Source organism: Caproiciproducens sp. NJN-50 (assembly GCF_004103755.1).
GTDB lineage: Bacteria > Bacillota > Clostridia > Oscillospirales > Acutalibacteraceae > Caproicibacter.
Window position 1 is genome coordinate 2,201,078 of sequence record NZ_CP035283.1, and the last position, 19,251, is coordinate 2,220,328.

General features: G+C 55.3%; 18 protein-coding genes and 2 other annotated features. Of the genes, 4 read left to right on the top strand and 14 right to left on the bottom strand.

Annotated features, from left to right (window positions below; translation table 11 throughout):
* The first annotated feature begins 188 nt into the window (after window positions 1-188).
* A complete protein-coding gene (locus EQM14_RS10580) occupies window positions 189-863 on the top strand; it encodes a CopG family transcriptional regulator (protein ID WP_164919042.1) in 675 nt (224 codons plus the stop codon).
* A 33-nt stretch (window positions 864-896) separates the two neighbouring features.
* Window positions 897-3,509 (top strand): ATP-dependent chaperone ClpB, encoded by a 2,613-nt coding sequence (clpB, locus tag EQM14_RS10585; RefSeq protein ID WP_128742970.1) that lies wholly within the window; start codon window positions 897-899, stop codon window positions 3,507-3,509.
* An 86-nt stretch (window positions 3,510-3,595) separates the two neighbouring features.
* On the opposite strand, the gene EQM14_RS10590 is transcribed toward clpB, so the two are convergent.
* The 14 genes from EQM14_RS10590 to EQM14_RS10655 all read right to left on the bottom strand — a co-directional run bounded on the left by EQM14_RS10590 (window position 3,596) and on the right by EQM14_RS10655 (window position 17,873).
* The gene (locus EQM14_RS10590) at window positions 3,596-4,171 is read right to left on the bottom strand and encodes a TetR/AcrR family transcriptional regulator (protein ID WP_128742972.1); all 576 of its coding nucleotides are present in this window, start codon (window positions 4,169-4,171) and stop codon (window positions 3,596-3,598) included.
* Between the two features lie 182 nt (window positions 4,172-4,353).
* On the bottom strand, window positions 4,354-4,821 hold the full coding sequence (locus EQM14_RS10595; RefSeq protein ID WP_128742974.1) for a MarR family winged helix-turn-helix transcriptional regulator: 468 nt from the start codon (window positions 4,819-4,821) through the stop codon (window positions 4,354-4,356).
* 143 nt (window positions 4,822-4,964) lie between these two features.
* A complete protein-coding gene (locus EQM14_RS10600) occupies window positions 4,965-5,804 on the bottom strand; it encodes an Mrp/NBP35 family ATP-binding protein (protein WP_128742976.1) in 840 nt (279 codons plus the stop codon).
* A gap of 69 nt (window positions 5,805-5,873) precedes the next feature.
* A complete protein-coding gene (locus EQM14_RS10605; RefSeq protein WP_128742978.1) occupies window positions 5,874-6,827 on the bottom strand; it encodes an NAD(P)H-dependent glycerol-3-phosphate dehydrogenase in 954 nt (317 codons plus the stop codon).
* 99 nt (window positions 6,828-6,926) lie between these two features.
* Window positions 6,927-7,853, bottom strand: coding sequence for a cysteine synthase A (cysK, locus tag EQM14_RS10610; RefSeq protein ID WP_128742979.1), 927 nt, complete (start codon window positions 7,851-7,853; stop codon window positions 6,927-6,929).
* A gap of 180 nt (window positions 7,854-8,033) precedes the next feature.
* Window positions 8,034-9,107: a 3-isopropylmalate dehydrogenase gene (leuB, locus tag EQM14_RS10615; protein WP_128742981.1), complete on the bottom strand. Its 1,074-nt coding sequence runs from the start codon at window positions 9,105-9,107 to the stop codon at window positions 8,034-8,036.
* A gap of 24 nt (window positions 9,108-9,131) precedes the next feature.
* A complete protein-coding gene (gene leuD, locus EQM14_RS10620; protein ID WP_128742983.1) occupies window positions 9,132-9,614 on the bottom strand; it encodes a 3-isopropylmalate dehydratase small subunit in 483 nt (160 codons plus the stop codon).
* 1 nt (window position 9,615) lies between these two features.
* Complete coding sequence (gene leuC / locus EQM14_RS10625; protein WP_128742985.1) at window positions 9,616-10,890, bottom strand: 3-isopropylmalate dehydratase large subunit; 1,275 nt, start codon at window positions 10,888-10,890, stop codon at window positions 9,616-9,618.
* Window positions 10,891-10,903: 13 nt separating this feature from the next.
* Window positions 10,904-12,442: a 2-isopropylmalate synthase gene (locus tag EQM14_RS10630; RefSeq protein WP_243112495.1), complete on the bottom strand. Its 1,539-nt coding sequence runs from the start codon at window positions 12,440-12,442 to the stop codon at window positions 10,904-10,906.
* A 76-nt stretch (window positions 12,443-12,518) separates the two neighbouring features.
* Window positions 12,519-12,769 (bottom strand) — a binding site (T-box leader).
* 75 nt (window positions 12,770-12,844) lie between these two features.
* Window positions 12,845-13,660 carry an ABC transporter ATP-binding protein gene (locus tag EQM14_RS10635; protein WP_442861461.1) on the bottom strand — a complete coding sequence of 272 codons (816 nt, stop codon included), beginning with the start codon at window positions 13,658-13,660 and terminating at the stop codon, window positions 12,845-12,847.
* Complete coding sequence (locus EQM14_RS10640; protein ID WP_128742987.1) at window positions 13,638-14,543, bottom strand: ABC transporter permease; 906 nt, start codon at window positions 14,541-14,543, stop codon at window positions 13,638-13,640. The genes EQM14_RS10635 and EQM14_RS10640 overlap by 23 nt, the downstream gene beginning before the upstream one ends.
* A 30-nt stretch (window positions 14,544-14,573) precedes the next feature.
* Window positions 14,574-15,632: an ABC transporter substrate-binding protein gene (locus EQM14_RS10645; protein WP_128742989.1), complete on the bottom strand. Its 1,059-nt coding sequence runs from the start codon at window positions 15,630-15,632 to the stop codon at window positions 14,574-14,576.
* 119 nt (window positions 15,633-15,751) lie between these two features.
* Window positions 15,752-17,134 carry a TrpB-like pyridoxal phosphate-dependent enzyme gene (locus tag EQM14_RS10650; RefSeq protein ID WP_128742991.1) on the bottom strand — a complete coding sequence of 461 codons (1,383 nt, stop codon included), beginning with the start codon at window positions 17,132-17,134 and terminating at the stop codon, window positions 15,752-15,754.
* 55 nt (window positions 17,135-17,189) lie between these two features.
* Window positions 17,190-17,441: a binding site (T-box leader), on the bottom strand.
* Window positions 17,442-17,477: 36 nt separating this feature from the next.
* Window positions 17,478-17,873 carry an MmcQ/YjbR family DNA-binding protein gene (locus tag EQM14_RS10655; protein WP_128742993.1) on the bottom strand — a complete coding sequence of 132 codons (396 nt, stop codon included), beginning with the start codon at window positions 17,871-17,873 and terminating at the stop codon, window positions 17,478-17,480.
* Window positions 17,874-18,022: 149 nt separating this feature from the next.
* Here EQM14_RS10655 and EQM14_RS10660 point away from each other — a divergent pair, with 149 nt between their 5' ends.
* Both EQM14_RS10660 and EQM14_RS10665 read left to right on the top strand, forming a co-directional pair.
* On the top strand, window positions 18,023-18,658 hold the full coding sequence (locus EQM14_RS10660) for a cytidylate kinase-like family protein (RefSeq protein ID WP_128742995.1): 636 nt from the start codon (window positions 18,023-18,025) through the stop codon (window positions 18,656-18,658).
* Window positions 18,659-18,711: 53 nt separating this feature from the next.
* Entirely contained in the window at window positions 18,712-19,233 is a 522-nt protein-coding gene (locus tag EQM14_RS10665; protein ID WP_128742997.1) for a DUF1540 domain-containing protein, read from the top strand.
* The last annotated feature ends 18 nt before the right edge of the window (window positions 19,234-19,251 follow it).

Consider the following 19,251-nt stretch of genomic DNA (forward strand, 5'->3'; position numbering starts at 1 on the left):
AGTGAATATGCTTCCTCTAATAGAAAAAGCCAATTGCCTTTTAAAGGGCCGAAAGGAGAAATTGCATCTTTTTTGCTGCGGAAGCACGCCGAAAAATGATTGAAGAAAAAATAATAATTTGCAATGTATATTATATAAATTGATTGACAAATTATAAATGCGTGATTATAATTTATTGCAGAAAAGAGGTGGACGAAACGGACCGCAACGTTTATAGTATCGTGCTGTTGGAAGAGTTGGTCGGCGCGGTGGACCGGCTGGCCTGCGAACACGGCATGAGCAGAAGCGGAATGATCAACAGGATCCTGGCCGAATATCTCTCCTATGCGACTCCGGAAGAAAAAATCGGAGATATCTTCAGCTGCATGGAGCATTTCTTTTCTGAAGCCGAAAATTTCCAGGTCCGCTCGCGCCAGAGCGAAACCATGCTCACGGTGCGCAGCGCTCTGATGTACCGGTATCACCCAACCATACGATACGCGCTGGAGCTTTTTCGCCAAAGCGGCTCTGCCATCGGTGAACTGAGAGTTTCACTGAGGACGAAAAATCCCGGGTTGGAAGAACGGCTGACCGAATTTTTTAAATTCCGCAGCAGAATGGAAAACCGATGGCTTGAAACGTATTTCCCCTCTCAGCACGTGCCGTGCGAGATCGGCCCAGGGCGCTTTCACAGAACCTTCCTGACTCCGGCCTCGGAGCGGGACCGCGACGCGGAAGTCATTGCCAAGGCTATTTGCGACTACATTCAGGAATTCGACCGCGAACTGAAGCAGTACTGCGCCGGTTCGGAATCTCCTGTAAAAACGCAGGTGAAACTGGAGTGGGAATACCAAAACCATCTGAAAAAATCCATTATTATTTGACTGATTCGTTGGAATAGAAGGAGGCAGGCAAACATGGACACGCAGAAATTTACGCAGAAATCGCTGGAAGCAATACAGCTCGCCCAGAACATCGCAATCGAAAACAGCAACCTGCAGGTTGGACAGGAACATCTGCTGCTGTCGCTGATGACCCAGCAAAACGGGCTGATTCCGCAGCTGCTTAAAAAAATGGACATCGACACGGACGCTTTTTCGCGCGACGCAAAGGAACTGGTGGAAAAACTGCCCGGCGTGACCGGCCCCGGAAGGGAACCCGGGAAAATTTATGTTTCCGCCGGAACGGACGCCGCGCTGACCGAATCGGAGCGCATTGCAGAACGGATGAAGGATGAATATGTCTCCGTGGAACATCTGATGCTTGCGCTGATCGATCGTCCTGATCCGGACATCCGCACGATCTTCGACCGTTATGGGATCAACCGCAACTCTTTCCTTTCCGCACTTTCGACGGTGCGCGGAAACACGCGCGTGACCAGTGACAACCCGGAGGAGACCTATGATGCCCTGACCAAATATGCGCAGGATCTTGTTTCTCTTGCAAAGAATCACAAGCTGGACCCCGTCATCGGGCGGGATGAGGAAATCCGCAATGTCATCCTCATTCTATCCCGAAAAACAAAAAACAACCCCGTCCTCATCGGCGAGCCGGGCGTCGGCAAAACCGCCATTGCGGAGGGGCTGGCTCAGCGCATCGTAAGAGGAGATGTGCCGAACAGCATTAAGGATCATACCGTCTTTTCGCTGGATATGGGGGCATTGATTGCGGGAGCTAAATTCCGCGGCGAATTCGAGGAGCGCCTGAAGGCCGTCCTGAACGAAGTCAAGAAAAGCGAAGGAAAAATCATTCTTTTTATCGACGAGCTGCATACCATCGTCGGCGCGGGCAAGACCGAGGGAAGCATGGATGCCGGAAACCTCTTAAAGCCGATGCTGGCCCGCGGCGAACTGCACTGCATCGGCGCGACGACGCTCAACGAATATCATCAGTACATTGAAAAGGACGCGGCGCTGGAGCGCCGGTTCCAGCCCGTCATGGTCGAGGAGCCGACCGTGGAGGACACGATTTCCATCCTGCGCGGCCTGAAAGAACGCTATGAAGTCTTTCACGGCGTCAAGATTCAGGACCAGGCCCTGATTGCGGCTGCGGTTCTGAGCAACCGCTACATCACCGATCGCTTTCTGCCCGACAAAGCCATCGACCTGATCGACGAGGCCTGCGCGATGGTCCGCACGGAAATCGACTCCATGCCGACTGAGCTGGATGATATCTCCCGCAGAATTATGCAGAAGGAAATTGAGGAGGCCGCCCTGAAAAAGGATACCGATCCACTTTCCCAAGAGCATTTGGCGCAGATCCGGAAAGAGCTGGCGGACGACCGCTCCCTCTTTAAGGAAATGAAAGCCAAATGGGAAAATGAAAAGCAGTCCATCGGAACCGTGCGCAAGCTGCGCGAACAGATCGAGCAGGTCAACGCGGAAATCGAAAAAGCGGAACGGAATTACGACCTGAACAAGGCGGCGGAACTGAAATACGGAAAGCTGCCGGAACTCTCCAAGCAACTGAAAACCGAGGAGGAGATCGCCGAAAAAACACAGAACAACTCCGATTCGCTCCTGCACGACCGCGTCACCGAGGACGAGATTGCCCGCATCGTCGGGCGCTGGACCGGGATCCCGGTCTCCCGCCTGATGGAAAGCGAACGGGAAAAACTGCTTCGCCTGGCGGACATCCTGCATGAACGCGTGGTCGGGCAGGACGAGGCCGTCCAAAAGGTCACGGATTCCATCCTGCGTTCCCGCGCCGGGATTCAGGACCCAAACCGCCCCATCGGTTCGTTTCTGTTTCTGGGACCGACCGGAGTCGGCAAAACAGAGCTTGCCAAAGCGCTGGCGCAAACCCTGTTCGACGATGAAAAAAATATGGTCCGTATCGATATGACCGAGTATATGGAAAAGTTCTCCGTCTCCCGCCTGATCGGGGCGCCTCCGGGCTATGTCGGCTATGAGGAAGGCGGGCAGCTGACCGAGGCGGTGCGCCGCCACCCCTATTCCGTCGTCCTGTTCGATGAAGTCGAAAAGGCACATCCGGATGTCTTCAACATTCTGCTGCAGGTCCTGGACGACGGCCGAATCACCGATTCACAGGGCCGCACCGTCGATTTCAAAAATACGATCCTGATTCTGACGTCAAATCTCGGCTCCAGCCAAATTCTGGAAGGGATCGGTCCCGACGGTCAGATCAGCGAAGAAGCCAGAAATCAGGTCAATGTTCTGCTAAGGCGCCAGTTCCGCCCGGAATTCCTGAACAGGCTGGACGAAATTGTTTTTTACCGGCCCCTCACGCGTGCCGAGATCGACAAAATCGTCGATCTTCAGATCGCCGCGCTGCAAAAGCGCCTGAACAGCAGACAGCTCAGCGTTCGGCTGACGCCGGCGGCAAGAGAATTCGTCGTCAGCCGCGGGTATGATCCCGTCTACGGCGCGAGGCCGCTGAAGCGGTTTATCCAAAGCAAAGTGGAAACCCTGATCGCAAGGAAAATGATATCGTCTTCCCTCGCTCCGCAGACAGAACTGACCATCGACAGCGACGGCGAACACTTGACCGCAAACGAAAGCCGGTCATAATTTCAAGCCAATCCGATCGGGCAACGCAAAACAACAGGGACTCGGCGAAAGCCGGTCCTTTTTGTTTCAGGCACCCGCTCAAACGGTCAAGCTGAATTTCTGCACTCCCTGTTTAAAACATTTCCATTGTAAAGAAGGTGCTGAAGATACTCAAGCTGAATACGCAGCAGGTAGTCCTCTCCGATGACTCTGTCGCTGATGACAACGCTTAAAAGCAGGAGTAAAACGGCGGACTCCTCCGTATCGTGTGGAAAAGCTCCTTTTTCCAGACCCACCTGCGGGGAAGACAGGATCTTCCTGCTGAACTCATGAATAATCTGAGAGCACATTTTACTGTAATTTGGGCTGGTCAGCACCTGTATAATGAATTTTGCCTCTGCGGAAGTCTTGGAACTAAGCTGGACAAAACGGTCCATTCTGGTTTCCAAGGGCTCCCCTTCTTCTGCCAGAACCTGCAACAGCTGGCTCAATTCCTCCTCCATATAAAGCCGGACACAGTCGACGACGATTTCATCTTTGTTTTTAAAATACTGGTAAATCGACGCTTCGTTTATTTTTGCCGCGCCTGCAAGCTTTTTAATCGGAGTACGGTCAATTCCATTTTCGGAGAATGTTTGTATAAAAGACCTTAAATATTCCTTTTTTCTTTCTTCCCGGTTCATTTCATCCCCTCCATTTCATTCTTCTATTTTAACCATATGACAAAATAAATATTTTACAATTTAGAATTATAATCATATTTTTATATTTTTTTATCATTTTATTTATATTTTAATATTTTTCAAACCGATAACGAAAAAAAATGCCCAATGCGACCATTTTAGACGCATTGGGAAAGAAGATTTTATTCTTTATGACAAGCATCTCCGTCCTTCTCGCACAGGATCAGGCGAATCCGGTTAAAAAGGCGCCTGAGTTCCGCAGTATCCTCCGGCCCCAGTTTTTCCGTAATCTGATTGATCATCGACTGGCAGGATCTCGTGGACTGTTCCAGCTGCCTTGCCCCTGATTGCGAAAGACAGACCAGGATGACTCTCCGGTCTTTTCGGTCGGTGGAACGCCGGATCAAACCTTTCTTCTCCAATACCCTCACCAGTTGGGAAATGGCAGGCTTGCTCATACCGGCGGCCGAACCCAGCTCGGATATTCTGACCCCCGGCAAACTGCCGGACGGCTGGCGGTTCAGCTGATCGACCAGGTTTAAAAAAAAGATTTCCCGTGCCGTCAACCCGGTCCGCGAAGTGAAAAAAGCGCGTACTCTTCTGATTCTTCTAAAAGCTGCCAATACTTCGCAATAATCAACCGGCTCCACTGCAGCGCCTTCTTCCTGTTTTGATCAAATAACCGTCTTTTACTATTATTCACTTGTCGAAGCGATTTGTCAATCAGTGATTGAATGAGAAAATAATAAGTCCGCCTCCCCGACTGGAAAAGCGGACTTGATTCAGAATAAATTCAATCCTGTTTCAGATGTTCCACCGCATCGGCGGCGCCCGAAAGCCACGGGGCCTCGATCTTTTCCGCCTCTCCGGCGTCGCATTCGGCGGCGATCCGGGGGTCCAGCGGGCACCTGCCCAGCACCTTCAGGCCGAATTTCTCCGCCGTCTGCTCCACATGGCTTTCCCCAAAAACAGAAATCTCCTTTCCGCAGTCCGGACATTTGATATAACTCATGTTCTCCACAATGCCGATAATCGGAACCTTCATCATTTTCGCCATGGAAACCGCCTTGGAAACGATCATGGAGACAAGCTCCTGCGGTGAGGTTACAATGACGATCCCATCCAGAGGGATCGACTGAAACACCGTCAGCGGGACGTCTCCGGTTCCCGGAGGCATATCGACAAACAGATAGTCCACGTCTTTCCAGATTACGTCCGTCCAGAACTGCTTGACCACGTTCGCAATGATCGGGCCGCGCCATACGACGGGCGCGTTTTCATCCTCCAGCAGCAGGTTGACGGAGATAATGTCGATTCCCGTGCTGGTTTTCACCGGTACAATTCCCTTTTCATTCCCCAGCGCCTGCTGATGGACGCCGAAGATCTTGGGGATGGAGGGGCCGGTCACATCCGCGTCCAAAACTCCGGTGTGATATCCCCTCCGGTTGAGGCCAACGGCGAGAAGGGAAGTCACCAGGCTTTTTCCCACTCCGCCCTTTCCGCTGACAACGCCGATCACGCGGCCGATTTTGCTCTGCGCGTTCGGCTTTTCAATAAAACTCTGCGGATTTTCGCGCGACGGGCACGATTCCCCGCAGGAGGAACAATCATGGCTGCAGCTTTCTTCACTCATATCAAATAACTCCTTTGTACAACGTACGGACTTCTTTCCTATTCTAAGATTCTATACTAAATTTGTCAACTAAAATTCCATTTTGATGCTGCGCAGAAACAGGTCGGAAAGGACCCGGTTCGGCTCTTCTCCTTTGTTGATCACCCGGTCGACCGCGTCGCTGATGGGGAGCTCTTCCTGATATTGCCTTCCAAGGATCAGCATTGCCTTTGTGGTTTCGACCCCCTCCGCCAGCTCTCCGTAATTTTCCCCGCGGACAAACAGCTCGCCGAAGCGCCGGTTATGGCTGTACGGAGAAAATACGGTGGCCTCGTAATCCCCCAGATGCGCAAGGCCGTAAGCCGTGATTTCGTTGCCGCCCATCTTCCGGATCAGGCGGGCGATCTCCCTCGTGCCGCGCGACATCAGGGCACCCTTGAGCGCCGTTTTGTTCAGGCCGTCCAACATGCCGGCGGCAATGCCGATCACGTTTTTGGAGGCCGCGCCGATCTCGTTGCCGAGCAGGTCGTCGCCATAATAAAATCGGATCAGTTCGCTGGAAAACGCTTCAACCAGATTTTTTTTCACCTGCATGGAGCGGCTGTCGATAACCATGCAATTTGGAATGCCGCGTGTAAAATCCTGAACGTGGCCCGGCCCGACCCAAATGGCGACCGGCGTTCCCGGCTGATACTCCTCAAAGATCTGCGTCAGACGCTTTCCCGTTCCCGATTCCAAACCCTTCATGCAGAGAACAGCGGTCTTTTTCTCAAGGTGATAGGAAGCCAGCTGACCCATCAAAGAACGAAACGACTGCGCGCCGACGGATATGATCAGGATCTCAGATTCCACCGCTTCCCCAAGGTCTGAAGTCAGCGCGACACGGTTGTTCAGGCTGACAAGCCCGTTCGTTCCGCTTTGCCGGAAAGCGGCAAGCCTTTGGGACCCTTCCCGGCCGTACAGCGTGACCCGGTGCCCGATACTGTCCAGATACCACGCCAGAAAGCCGCCCCAGCGGCCGCAGCCGATGACGGAAATCCGCAATTTAATCCACCTCCCGGTTTTTAGTATATCAGTATCATAGCAAAAAAAACGGGGGCGGACAACCGTCCGCCCTCATTTTCCTGAAAGCTCAGATAAAAATCAGTCAAAGACTCCGGTGGAAAGGTAACGCTCTCCTGTATCCGGCAGAAGGGCGACAATCAGCTTTCCGCTGTTTTCCGGCCGCTGTGCCAGCTGAGCGGCGGCAAACACGGCCGCTCCGGAAGAAATGCCGACAAGCAGCCCTTCGCTCCGCGCCAGATGCGCCGTAGTCGCATAAGCATCCTCGTTTGTGACCGTCAGCACTTCATCCAGCAGCTTGACGTCGAGCGTTTCCGGGATAAATCCGGCGCCGATGCCCTGAATCTTGTGCGGCCCCGGTTTGCCCTGGGAAATGACCGGAGAGCCCGCCGGCTCGACGCCGACGACCTTGACCTCCGGGTTGTGCGCTTTCAAAGCGCGCCCCGCCCCCGTCACCGTTCCGCCGGTGCCGATTCCGGCTACAAAAATATCGACTTTTCCGTCCGTGTCCCTCCAGATTTCTTCGCCGGTCGTCCTGCGATGCATTTCGGGATTCGCCGGGTTGACGAACTGCCCCGGAATCAGCGAGTTTTTAATCTGCTCATGCAGCTCATTGGCTTTTTCGATCGCGCCCTTCATCCCCTTGGCCCCTTCGGTCAGAACCAGTTCCGCACCCAGCGCCCCTACCAGACGGCGGCGCTCCAGGCTCATGGTTTCCGGCATGGTCAGGATCAGGCGATAGCCTTTCGCGGCGGCGACAAAGGCAAGGCCCACGCCCGTATTGCCGCTGGTCGGCTCAATCAGGGTGGTATCCTTGTCGATCAGCCCCTTTTCCTCCGCGTCTTTGATCAACGCGTAGCCGACCCGGTCCTTGACGGACGAAAGCGGGTTGAAGGATTCCAGCTTTGCGGCAACCTTGGCTTGCAGGCCCTTTTCACTCTCGAAATTGGACAGCTCGAGCAGAGGCGTATTTCCGATCAGCTCCGTCAGGTTCTTGGCAATTTTCATTGATAATCACTCCTAAAATTTATTTCATAGTATTCATACATAATTTATATGTTTATGTTAATTCTATTATATGCAATGCCGGCGCAGATGTCAAGCATTTTTTAGTTGTTTTACTGACACAGAAAGCGGGATGGCCCTTTGCCATCCCGCTTTCTGTGTTCGGCATTACTGGACGAAGCCTCAAACGGCTTCGGCAACGATCTGAGACATCCGCCTGCAGCCGATTACGGCCTGTCCCTGCGCGGCAATATCGCGGGTGCGGCAGCCGCTGCTCAGGGCCGACTGGACCGCCGCCTCCACCGCACGGGCCTCCTCGTCCATTTTGAACGAAATGCGCAGCATCATGGCGGCGGAAAGAATTGTCGCCAGCGGATTCGCTGCATCCTGTCCCGCGATGTCCGGAGCGGAACCGTGGATCGGCTCGTAGAGGCCGCGGGTTCCGTCACCAAGCGAGGCGGAAGGCAGCATCCCGATCGAACCGGCGGCCATGCTCGCCTCGTCGGAAAGAATATCGCCGAACATGTTCTCCGTTACGATCACGTCAAACTGCCCCGGATCGGATACAAGCTGCATGGCGGCGCTGTCCACCAGTTGGTCACGGTATTCGACCTCCGGGTACTGCCCGCTCAGGCGGTGCATCACATTCCGCCACAGGCGCGAGGTGTCCAGCACGTTGGCTTTGTCGACGCTGACCAGCTTCTTCCGGCGCATCATCGCCTGTTTGAAAGCGATCTCCCCGATGCGCTCGATCTCCTCCTCACTGTATTCCATGCGGTCAACCGCGGATCTTTTTCCGTTTTCCTTCGTCACCGTTTCGCGCTTTCCAAAATAGATGCCGCCCGTCAGTTCGCGCACCATCATCAGGTCGATCCCCTCCGCGACACGATCCTCCTTCAGCGGACATGCCCCGGACAGTTCTTTATAAAGATAGGCCGGACGCAGATTCGCATAAAGCCCCAGCGCCTTTCGAATTCCGAGAAGCCCGCGCTCCGGGCGTTTTTCTGCGGGAATCGGATCCCACTTGGGACCGCCCACCGCGCCGAGCAGGACCGCGTCGGCCTGTTTGCAGACCGCGATCGTCTCCTCCGTCAGCGGCTTGCCGCAGTCGTCGATCGACGCGCCGCCGAGCAGGGCCGGCTCCATGCGGAACCGATGTCCGAACTTTTCCTCCACTCTTTTCAGGACTGTAACGGCACCGTCCACGATTTCCGGTCCGATGCCGTCTCCCCGAAACAATACGATGGTTTTTTCCATTCTATTGCCCCCTTTATTTATGAATCATTTGCTTAACGAATTCAGCAGTCCGTCGGCATGGATGATATTCCGGATAAACTCCGGGAACGGCTCCGCCTGATAGGTTTCGTTCCTGGTTTTGTTTGCAATCACGCCGGTGTCGAAATCCACGGAGATTTGGTCCCCCTGCCGGATCTTCTCAGCGGCCTGGGGGCATTCGAGGATCGCTAGGCCGATGTTGATCGAGTTGCGGTAAAAGATCCGGGCGAAGCTCCTGGCGATCACGCAGGAGACACCGCTCGATTTAATGGCGAGCGGCGCGTGTTCGCGGGAAGAGCCGCAGCCGAAATTGCTGCCGCCGATAATGATGTCACCCGGATGGACTTTCTTCGTGAAAGAGGCATCGATGTCCTCCATGCAGTGCGCTGCGAGATCCTTCGGATCGGAGCTGTTCAGATAGCGGGCCGGGATAATCACATCCGTATCGACGTTGTCGCCATAGACAAAAACTGTTCCGTTTGCCTGCATTTCAATTCTCCTCCTGTTCCAGTTCTTCCGGTGATGCGATTCTTCCAAAAATTGCGGAAGCCGCGGCGACGGCCGGTCCGGCGAGGTAAACCTCGGATTCCGGGTGTCCCATTCTTCCGACAAAGTTCCGGTTTGTCGTCGCAACGGCGCGCTCCCCCTTCGCCAGGATGCCCATGTGCCCGCCGAGGCACGGCCCGCAGGTCGGCGTGGACACGGCACAGCCGGCTTCGACGAAGGTATCAAGATATCCGAGTTTCATCGCTTCCCGGTAAATATGCTGTGTTGCAGGAATGACGATCACGCGGACATCTTCCGCGACCTTTCTTCCCTTCATCAGCTCTGCGGCGATTTTCAGGTCGCTCAGCCTGCCGTTGGTGCAGGAACCGATCACCACCTGATCGATCTTCACATTTTTTACCTCATCAGCCGTCCTGGTATTTGACGGAAGGTGCGGACATGCAACGATCGGGCGAAGCTCCGACAAGTCGATTTCAACCGTCTCATCGTATTCCGCATCCGGATCCGGCTCGTAGATTTTGTAATCGCGGTTCACGCGCCCCTTCATATACTCTTCTGTTTTTTCGTCCACGGGGAAAATGCCGTTTTTGGCTCCCGCCTCGATCGCCATGTTTGCGACGGCAAAGCGGTCGTCCATAGATAGACAGGCAACGCCTTCCCCCGTGAATTCAAGGGATTTGTACCGCGCGCCCTCCACTCCGATCTTTCCGATCAGAGCCAGCACCACGTCCTTTCCCCCGATCCATCTGGACGGTTTTCCCGTCAGGCGCACCCGAAGGGCGGACGGGACCTTGAACCAGCATTCGCCCGTCGCCATGCCGGCGGCCATGTCGGTGGAGCCGACCCCGGTGGAAAACGCGCCGAGGGCCCCGTAGGTGCAGGTGTGGGAATCCGCCCCGATGACGGCCTCTCCCGCGGCGACCAGCCCTTTTTCCGGCAGAAGCGCGTGTTCGATCCCCATGTCGCCGACATCGTAAAAATGGGTGATGCGCTGGCATCTCGCAAACTCGCGGCACTGTTTGGACTGCTCCGCCGCCTTGATGTCTTTGTTCGGCGTGAAATGGTCCAGCACGATCGCGATTTTGTCCCCGTTGAACACCTTTTCGAGTTTGTGCTTTTCAAACTCGTTAATCGCGACGGGAGTCGTGATGTCGTTGCCGAGAACCAGATCCACTTTCGCGCGGATCAGCTGCCCCGCGCGCACCTCCGAAAGGCCCGCGTGATCCGCCAGAATTTTCTGCGTCATTGTCATTGCCATTTTTGATTCCCCCTTATTCCATCCGCGCTTCCATACGGTTCAGCGCGTTGACATACGCCTGAAGGCTCGCGCCGATGATGTCGACGTTCACTCCCCTGCCGCTGACAATCGTCCCATTGGAATTTTTCAGCCGGACGACGACTTCTCCGAGCGCGTCGTCCCCCTCCGTCACGGCCTGAATTGAAAAATTCTCCAGCGTGTATCCCTTTCCCGTCACCGTGTCGATGGCGGAGAGCGCGGCGTTGACCGGACCGGACCCAATGCCGGTCCCTTCCACAATTTTTTTGCCGTCCGGGTGTTTCACGCCCAGTTTCACCATCGCGGAAGCGGAATTGACGGAACTCGTGTTGACCACATAAGATTCCAGCGAGTAAATTTCTTCCAGCTCCATCTTTTCCGCTCCGGAAAGCAGGGCTTCCAGGTCCCGGTCCGTCACGTTTTTCTTTAAATCCGCCAGCTTTTTAAAGTCGGCGAACGCCTCCGCAAGGGCCTCCGCCGAAAGGGTATAACCGAGAGATTTCAGCCTCTCATCAAATGCATGCCGGCCGGAATGCTTGCCCAGAACCATCGTGTTGTGAGAAATTCCCACGCTTTCCGGCGTCATGATCTCATAGGTCAGCCGGTCGTTTAAAACGCCGTGCTGGTGGATGCCCGCTTCATGCGCGAAGGCGTTTGCGCCCACGACCGGCTTGGTCGGACCGATCGGAACACCGGTGATCGCGGAAAGTTTCTTGCAGGATTTATAAATCTTTGTCGTATCCACGCCCGCCGCGGCATCATAATACGACTGCCGGGTGCGCAGCGCCATGACGACCTCCTCCATGGAAGCGTTCCCGGCCCTCTCCCCGATGCCGTTGACCGTGCATTCCACCTGTTCTGCCCCCGCCTGCACGGAGGCCAGTGAATTCGCGACCGCCATGCCGAGATCATTGTGGCAGTGTACGGAAATTTCCGCGTCATCGATTCCCTTTACATTTGCCTTCAGATACGAAATCAAATGGAACATCTCGTTTGGAGTCACATAACCCACTGTGTCCGGCACATTGATCACGTTCGCCCCGCTGGCAATCGCCGTTTCATAGACCTTCACGAGAAAATTCCAATCCGTGCGGCTCGCGTCTTCCGCGGAAAACTCGATGTCCTCCACAAGGCCCTTTGCGTAACGGACCATCTCGGCGGTCTGCCTGAGCATTTCTTCCCTTGTCATGTGCAGCTTGTGCTGCAGGTGAATATCGGAGCTCGCCAGGAACACGTGAATGCGCGGCTTTTTTGCCTCTTTTACGGCATCGAAAGCGACGTCGATGTCCGATTTTGTCGCACGCGCCAGGCTCGCCACCGTCGTTTTTTGTAATAGTGCCGAAATCTGCCGCACAGATTCAAAGTCTTCCGGAGAAGAGACGGCGAAACCCGCCTCGATGATATCAACTCCCAATTCCTCCAGCTGTGCCGCCATTTCCAGTTTTTCCCCCAGATTCATGCTGCACCCGGGGCTCTGCTCGCCGTCGCGCAGGGTTGTGTCAAAAATCTTGATTCTTCTCATGGACTCCGACATACGATTACCTCCATCATTCGAAATGATTTCATCACGATTTGCAGAATCGGGGAAAAACAAAAAACACCGCCGTCTCAAAAGAGACGACGGTGAAATCCTGTCGCGGTACCACTCTTTGTTGGCATTTTTCAAAATGCCCACTCGGCCTGCATCCAACAATGCAGTTCTCCTTTAACGGGGAGAGGCCGTTCCGCTCTACTGGGTATACAAAACCTTTCGGCGGACTGCTCTAAGGTGAGTTATACATCTGCCCGGCACCGTTTCGCAGCAAACAACGGCTCTCTGAAACTCAAATGCAGACGCTTTGATCCCTATCAACGCATTCCGTGATTCAATTTAATTGGTATTGTACCGTAGAAACAGCGCGGTGTCAAGTTTTTTCGCAGTTTTTTTCCGTCGAAGTCACAAATCGTTTCCGTCTTCAATGCTGATCTCATTGAATCGGTCGGTCAGATCGCGGAGCTCCAGCGCGTCTTTTTCCCCGTCGCAGACATCGAGAACCGTTTTCCCGCGGTGCATCATCACAAGCCGGTCGCCGTAGGCCAAGGCAAAGCGGAGGTTGTGGGTCACCATCATCACCGTGATCCGTTTTTCGCGCACCAGCTTCCGCGTCAGCCCCATCACGTTTTCGCTGGAGGACGGATCGAGCGCCGCAGTGTGCTCGTCGAGAATCAGAAGGTCGATCGGCGTCATCGTGCAGATCAGAAGAGAGAGTGCCTGCCGCTGGCCGCCCGAAAGGTTCGCGACCGGCAGGTCGAGCTGATCTTCCAACCCAAGCCTCAGCAGCTCCAGCCTCGACCGGTATTCATCGATCTTTTTCCGGCTGACGCCGCGCGAAAGGCCGTACCGTTTTCCCTTGTGATCGGCGAGCGACAGATTTTCCAGAATCGTCAGCTGCGGGCAGGTTCCCAGAGCCGGGTCCTGAAACACGCGGCCGATCCGCCGGGAACGGACATGCTCCGGCTCATGGGTAATGTCTTTTCCGCCGAGCAGAATCCGCCCCCCGTCCGGCGTTTCGCCGCCGCACACCAGATTCAAAAGGGTCGTTTTGCCGGAACCGTTGCTGCCGATGATGCAGACAAACCGCCCGCGGCCGACGGACAGATTGAAATCCTCAAACAATTTGATTTCACTGACCGAACCGCTGTTGAAGGTTTTATCAATATGGCACACTTCCAGCAGGGGAGCGCCGGTTTCAGACCTGATTTCTGATGACATGCTTCTTTCTCCTCCCCGTTTCGTATGCGACCAGAACAGCGGTGAGCAGCACCGACATTAAAAGCTTCATGTAGTTGGTTGGCAAGCCCATCTGCAAAGCGGCGACCAGCACCCCGCGGTATAGAACCGCGCCCAGAACCACCGCCGTTGTGGGCCGCAAAAACTTCAGTCCGGAAAAAATATTGACCCCCACAATGACGGCCGCAAGCCCAAGCACGATCATCCCTGTCCCGCTGTAGATATCGGCGGACTCTTCCCGCTGGCAGAGGATACAGCCCGAAAGCGCCGCCAGGCCGTTGCCCAGCATCAGGCCGAGGATCTTCATATCGCCCGGATCTTTTCCCAGCGACACGACATACCGGGAGTTATTCCCCGCAGCGCGCAGCAAAAGGCCGGACTTTGTTTTTAAATATTCGTCGAGCAAAAGCTTAACAAGAACGCAGAATACGAACGCCACGGCAAGCGCGCGCAGGCTGTTGTATGAATCCGGGATCAGCGCCGCAAGACCGACGGTGTAAACGGTCGGCTGGTTGTAAAACGGCGCGACCGCACTGCCTGAGGTAACCGCCAGGTTGACGCTCCACAGCGCCGTCATCACCAGAATTCCGGAGAGCAGGTCGGTGATGTGCAGCTTGACATGCAGCAGACCCGTCACGCCCCCCGCCGCCGCCCCGCAGGCAAACGCCGCAAGGCAGGCCAGCCAAGGGCTCAATCCAGCGGAGATCATCACTCCGGCCACACAGGAACCGAGCGGGAACGTGCCCTCCACCGAAAGGTCCGGAAAATTCAGCACCTGATAGGTCACGTAGATTCCGAGCGCCATGATGCCGTAGACAAAGCCCTCCTGCAGCACGCCGGTCAGAAGTCCCAGAAACACACTCATACCATCGGTCCCTCTCTTTTCCGCCGGCTGTTATTCGGCAACGTTTTCCGCATTGGAGTAGTCTTTGGGAAGAGATATCCCCAGCTGCTTCATCACCTTTTCGTTATAAACCGGTTTGCCGAAATCGACGGTATAGACCGGCGTCGTCGCCGGATCCGCCGTTCCATCCAATACTTTCGCGGCCATCTTTCCGGTTTCTTCTCCCAGTGCGACGAAGTCGATGCTCACGGAGGCGAGGCAGCCGTCCTTGACCTGTTCCACCTCGGAACCAAAGATCGGGATCTTGGCCTCGTTCGCTGCCTGAAGCAAGCCGGGAAGGTGATTGACGACGTTGTTGTCCGTAAAGTTATTGATGCAGTCAACGCCTTTGGAGATCAGTGTTTTGACAGACGGTTCCACGTCGGAGGAGCCCGTCACGCCGATTTCGACCACCTCAAACCCGTATTTCGGCGCAAGGCTCTGGAATTTCTTCAGGCAGGCCGTGGAGTTCGGCTCGCTGGTCGTGTGCAGCACGCCGATCTTCTTCGCGTTCGGCAGGAACGCGCGGATCAGCTTGAGCTGATCTTCCAGAGGCAGAACGTCCGAAGAGCCGGTGCAGTTGACGCCGGGCTTTTCCAGCGACTTCACGATTCCAGAGGCGACCGGGTCGTTGACCGATGTGAAAATCGTCGGAATATCCGTCGACTTCGCGGCGCCGTACAGCGCCATCGCCGCCGGGGTCGCGATGCCCATCACCATATCGTATTTTTTAGCGACCATCGTCTGCGCGATCGTTTTCGCGTTATTCGCGTCCGCCTGCGCATTCTGAAAATCGACGGTCAGGTTTTCGCCCTCTTTGTAGCCTGATTCCTCCAGGCCTTTCATAAAGCCGGTATGGCAGTTGTCAAGCGACGCGTTGACCGCGTACTCGATGATTCCGATGCTCTTCGCCGCCTTTGCCGCAGAACCGGAAGATGCCGGCGTCACGGAAGACGCGGACGAAGTTCCGGCCGCGGAAGATGCGGAGCCGGAAGCGGAACAGGCGCCGAGCGCGCCGGAGACAAGAACGGCGAGAGCTGCCGCAACGATTTTTTTACTGATGTTTTTCATGACGAATCCCCTTCTGAAAATAAAATTGAGTAAACAAGAAATAAAATTATATGTTCGCCACCAGCCGTCCGGCATCGGAACCACCTCTTCTCTTTCGGAATCTCATGCGGTTTTTCTATTTACTCCTGAACTCCGGGAATTTTCGGCAGGCTGTCAAATCCGCGCTGAAGCTCCTCGTCGGTCGGAATCGTGTCCGTCATGGTCCCGTCCAGATAGGAGGAATAGGCCGCCATATCGAAATAACCGGTGCCGGTCAGTCCGAACAGAATCGTTTTCTTTTCGCCGCTTTCCCTGCAGCGGATCGCCTCGTCCATCGCGACACGGATTGCGTGCGCGGACTCCGGCGCGGGCAGGATCGTCTCATGCTTTGCGAAATAGACGGCCGCTTCGAAGACCCTGCTCTGCTCCACCGCGCGCGCTTCGTCCAGATACCCGTCGTGGTACAGCTTTGACAAGATCGGCGACATGCCGTGGTAGCGCAGTCCGCCCGCGTGATTCGCGGACGGGATGAACCCGCTGCCGAGCGTATACATTTTCGCCATCGGGGTCACCTTGCCGGTGTCGCAGAAATCGTATGCGTATTTCCCGCGCGTGAAAGACGGGCAGGAAGCCGGCTCCACCGCGATGAAATGCGGATTCGCCCTGCCGGTCAGCTTGTCGCGCATGAACGGGGCGATCAAACCGCCGAGGTTGGAGCCGCCGCCCGCGCAGCCGATGACAAGATCAGGATATTCGCCGATCTGTTTCATCGCCGTCTCGCATTCCAGGCCGATGACGGACTGGTGCAGCAGGACCTGGTTCAGAACCGAGCCGAGCACATAGCGGCATCCCTTCGTGGTCACGGCGCGCTCCACCGCCTCCGAAATCGCGCAGCCAAGGCTGCCGGTGGTCTCCGGGTCCCTTGCGAGGATCGCGCGCCCGGCGTTGGTTTTGTCGCTCGGGCTCGGAATCACCTCCGCGCCGAAGGTGCGCATCACGTCTTTGCGGTACGGCTTCTGCTGATAGGAAACCTTGACCATGAACACGGTCAGCGGGATTCCGAAATAGGAGCAGGCCTCGGCCAGCGCCGTCCCCCACTGCCCCGCGCCCGTCTCGGTCGTCAGGGAAGTCATCCCTTCCTTCTTTGCGTAATACGCCTGCGCCACCGCGGAATTCAGCTTATGGCTTCCCGACGTATTATTCCCCTCAAACTTGTAATAAATTTTCGCCGGCGTCCCCAGAGCCTTCTCCAGATTGTACGCGCGGATCAGCGGGGACGGCCTGTAAATTTTATAAAGATTGACGACTTCCTCCGGGATCTCGACATAGCGCGTGCCGGAATCCATTTCCTGATGCGCCAGCTCCTGACAAAACACGGGGTACAGATCCTCTTCCGCCGCCGGCTTCATCGTCGCCGGGTTGATCATCGGATCGGGAAGCTCCTTCATATCCGCCCGCAAATTGTACCATTGCCTTGGAATCTGCTCCTCGGATAGGGTAAGGCGATACGGTATTTTGCCCATGACAATTCTCCTTTCAGTCGGTAAAACAAAATAAAAAAACCCTTGCCCCTGCAATTACAGGGACAAGAGCCTAAACTCCTGCGGTACCACCCACATTGGCGAAAAATCGCCCGCTTTCTTCCATACACCACCATGTACGCTTCCTTGGTAACGGGTGAAGATCCCGTCGGACACTACTCGGCTCGTTCGCCTTTCGTCCCGCCCTCATAAGTCCATTCGTCCGGAACAGTCCCGCCGCAATCCCACCGCCTGCGGCTCTCTTTGGAAAATGTCAACCCGGAGTACTACTCTTACTCGCCGGTTTTTTATGTTGATAGTATTATATTCCGTCCTGCTTTTTTTGTCAATACTTTCTTTTCCGCTTTGGGAGCGTGCACCGGTAACTTGCGTCAATCCACGAGCGCAGCTCCTTATCCGGCACGCTGCCGTCCAGCAGCACGCCGATCCAGTGCTCCTTGTTCATGTGATACGCCGGGATCACGCTGCGGTAAACCCCGCGCAGGAAGTCGGCCTCGGCGGGATCGCATTTTAAATTGAGGTTGAGAATGCCGCCGTGTTCAAAAATCAGCGCGAAACTTCTCCGGTTCTCCAAGTGCCGCATGACCGTCCACGCATCCGGGGAAGACGGGTCGTCGTCAAACGGATAATCCTCGTAAGCCCCCGGCAGACGAAGGCAGTATTCAACCAGGGCCTTTCGGGCCGGTATTTCGGCTTTTTCCTTGTTTTTTGGGCAGTTCATCCTCAGGATCCTTTCCGAATTCAAACCTAATATAGCCCGTTTTCCGGACAAAGTCAAGAATCCCCGGTGCACAAAAAAACCAGCGCAATTTATTCCATTCCATGATATAATAGAAAGAATCGAGTGCGACGGAAGCGGAGGGAAACAGTGTGAAAATCGTGATTACCATTGCAAGACAATACGGGAGCGGAGGCAGGGAAATCGGCCGAAGGCTGGCGAAAAGGTTTTCCATCCCGTTCTACGACCGGGAACTGATCGCGGCAGCGGCAAAACGAAGCGGACTGAGCCGCGAGATCCTGGAGCAGGCGGATGAAAAAGTCGGGAGCAGCCTTCTTTACGCAATGATTATGGGAAATTACCCTTACGTGGACAGCGGCGCCATGGCGGCAGGCCGGTTGCCGGTTAACGACCGGCTGTTCCAGCTGCAGGCAAAACTGATCCGGGAAGCCGCGGGAAACGGTCCGTGCGTCATTGTCGGCCGCTGCGCCGACGACATCCTTCGCGGCAGGGAAAATGTGTTCAGCGTCTTTCTGTACGCCGACCTCACCTTCCGCAAAGAACGCGCCGTAAAAGAATACGGGGTTCAGCCGGAAAGCGCGGCGGGTTGGGTTGCCAAACAGGATAAACAGCGCGCGGGATACTATCATTTTTACACGGACGAAAAATGGGGAGAAACCGGAAATTACCATCTCTGCGTCGACTCCTCCTGCTTCGGCATTTCAGGAGCGGAGGAACTGATCGCCCGCGCGGTTCTGCTGCGCGAAAATCGGACGGGACAAGAATAAACCCACGCCAGCGGCACATAATAAGAAAAATTTAAACACCGAGGTGCCGTATTATGACGAATTTACACTGTGATGTGACAAACTGCGGCAATAACAAGCAACGCAACTGCTGCAGACCCGACATCATGGTGGGCGGCCCGCGCGCGAGCGCGAGCACCCAGACCTACTGCGCAAACTTCATGGATGCAAAAGACTGCAGCGGGATGCCGCAGAATGCGATCGACCATGATTCCCCGAATCCCTCTCTCGACGTTCACTGCGAAGTGACCAAATGCGCCTACAACGAACGCAGGTCCTGCAACGCCGACCGCATTGATATCCGGACAACCGAAGTCAACGGCGGCCAGGTCAAAACGGAATGCGCAACGTTTGAAAACAGGAGCGGCGGCTCCGGCGGGAGAAATTCCAGGCAGGGCCGGGAAAGAAACTCCGGCGCGGACGGCGGAAGGAGTTCCGGCCAAGGCGATGGCCTGAATTTTAAAGGGTATCCCCTGGGAGGCCTGATGGATACGGACCCGGAATCCAGCGCCAGCAGTCCGAACACGCGGGGCGAGGCCCCCAATCAGTACCATTGAACCTCTCTCCGCATCCGG

Bases quoted from the DNA above. Each gene is read 5' to 3' on its own strand.
- leuB (WP_128742981.1), bottom strand. From the start codon at position 9,107: ATGGAAAAAACCATCGTATTGTTTCGGGGAGACGGCATCGGACCGGAA.
- leuC (WP_128742985.1), bottom strand. From the start codon at position 10,890: ATGGCAATGACAATGACGCAGAAAATTCTGGCGGATCACGCGGGCCTT.
- EQM14_RS10640 (WP_128742987.1), bottom strand. From the start codon at position 14,543: ATGAGTGTGTTTCTGGGACTTCTGACCGGCGTGCTGCAGGAGGGCTTT.
- EQM14_RS10590 (WP_128742972.1), bottom strand. From the start codon at position 4,171: ATGAACCGGGAAGAAAGAAAAAAGGAATATTTAAGGTCTTTTATACAA.
- EQM14_RS10655 (WP_128742993.1), bottom strand. From the start codon at position 17,873: ATGAACTGCCCAAAAAACAAGGAAAAAGCCGAAATACCGGCCCGAAAG.
- EQM14_RS10645 (WP_128742989.1), bottom strand. From the start codon at position 15,632: ATGAAAAACATCAGTAAAAAAATCGTTGCGGCAGCTCTCGCCGTTCTT.
- EQM14_RS10665 (WP_128742997.1), top strand. From the start codon at position 18,712: ATGACGAATTTACACTGTGATGTGACAAACTGCGGCAATAACAAGCAA.
- EQM14_RS10630 (WP_243112495.1), bottom strand. From the start codon at position 12,442: ATGTCGGAGTCCATGAGAAGAATCAAGATTTTTGACACAACCCTGCGC.
- leuD (WP_128742983.1), bottom strand. From the start codon at position 9,614: ATGCAGGCAAACGGAACAGTTTTTGTCTATGGCGACAACGTCGATACG.
- cysK (WP_128742979.1), bottom strand. From the start codon at position 7,853: ATGAAAATTGCCAAGAACCTGACGGAGCTGATCGGAAATACGCCTCTG.
- clpB (WP_128742970.1), top strand. From the start codon at position 897: ATGGACACGCAGAAATTTACGCAGAAATCGCTGGAAGCAATACAGCTC.
- EQM14_RS10600 (WP_128742976.1), bottom strand. From the start codon at position 5,804: ATGAGTGAAGAAAGCTGCAGCCATGATTGTTCCTCCTGCGGGGAATCG.
- EQM14_RS10650 (WP_128742991.1), bottom strand. From the start codon at position 17,134: ATGGGCAAAATACCGTATCGCCTTACCCTATCCGAGGAGCAGATTCCA.
- EQM14_RS10635 (WP_442861461.1), bottom strand. From the start codon at position 13,660: ATGTCATCAGAAATCAGGTCTGAAACCGGCGCTCCCCTGCTGGAAGTG.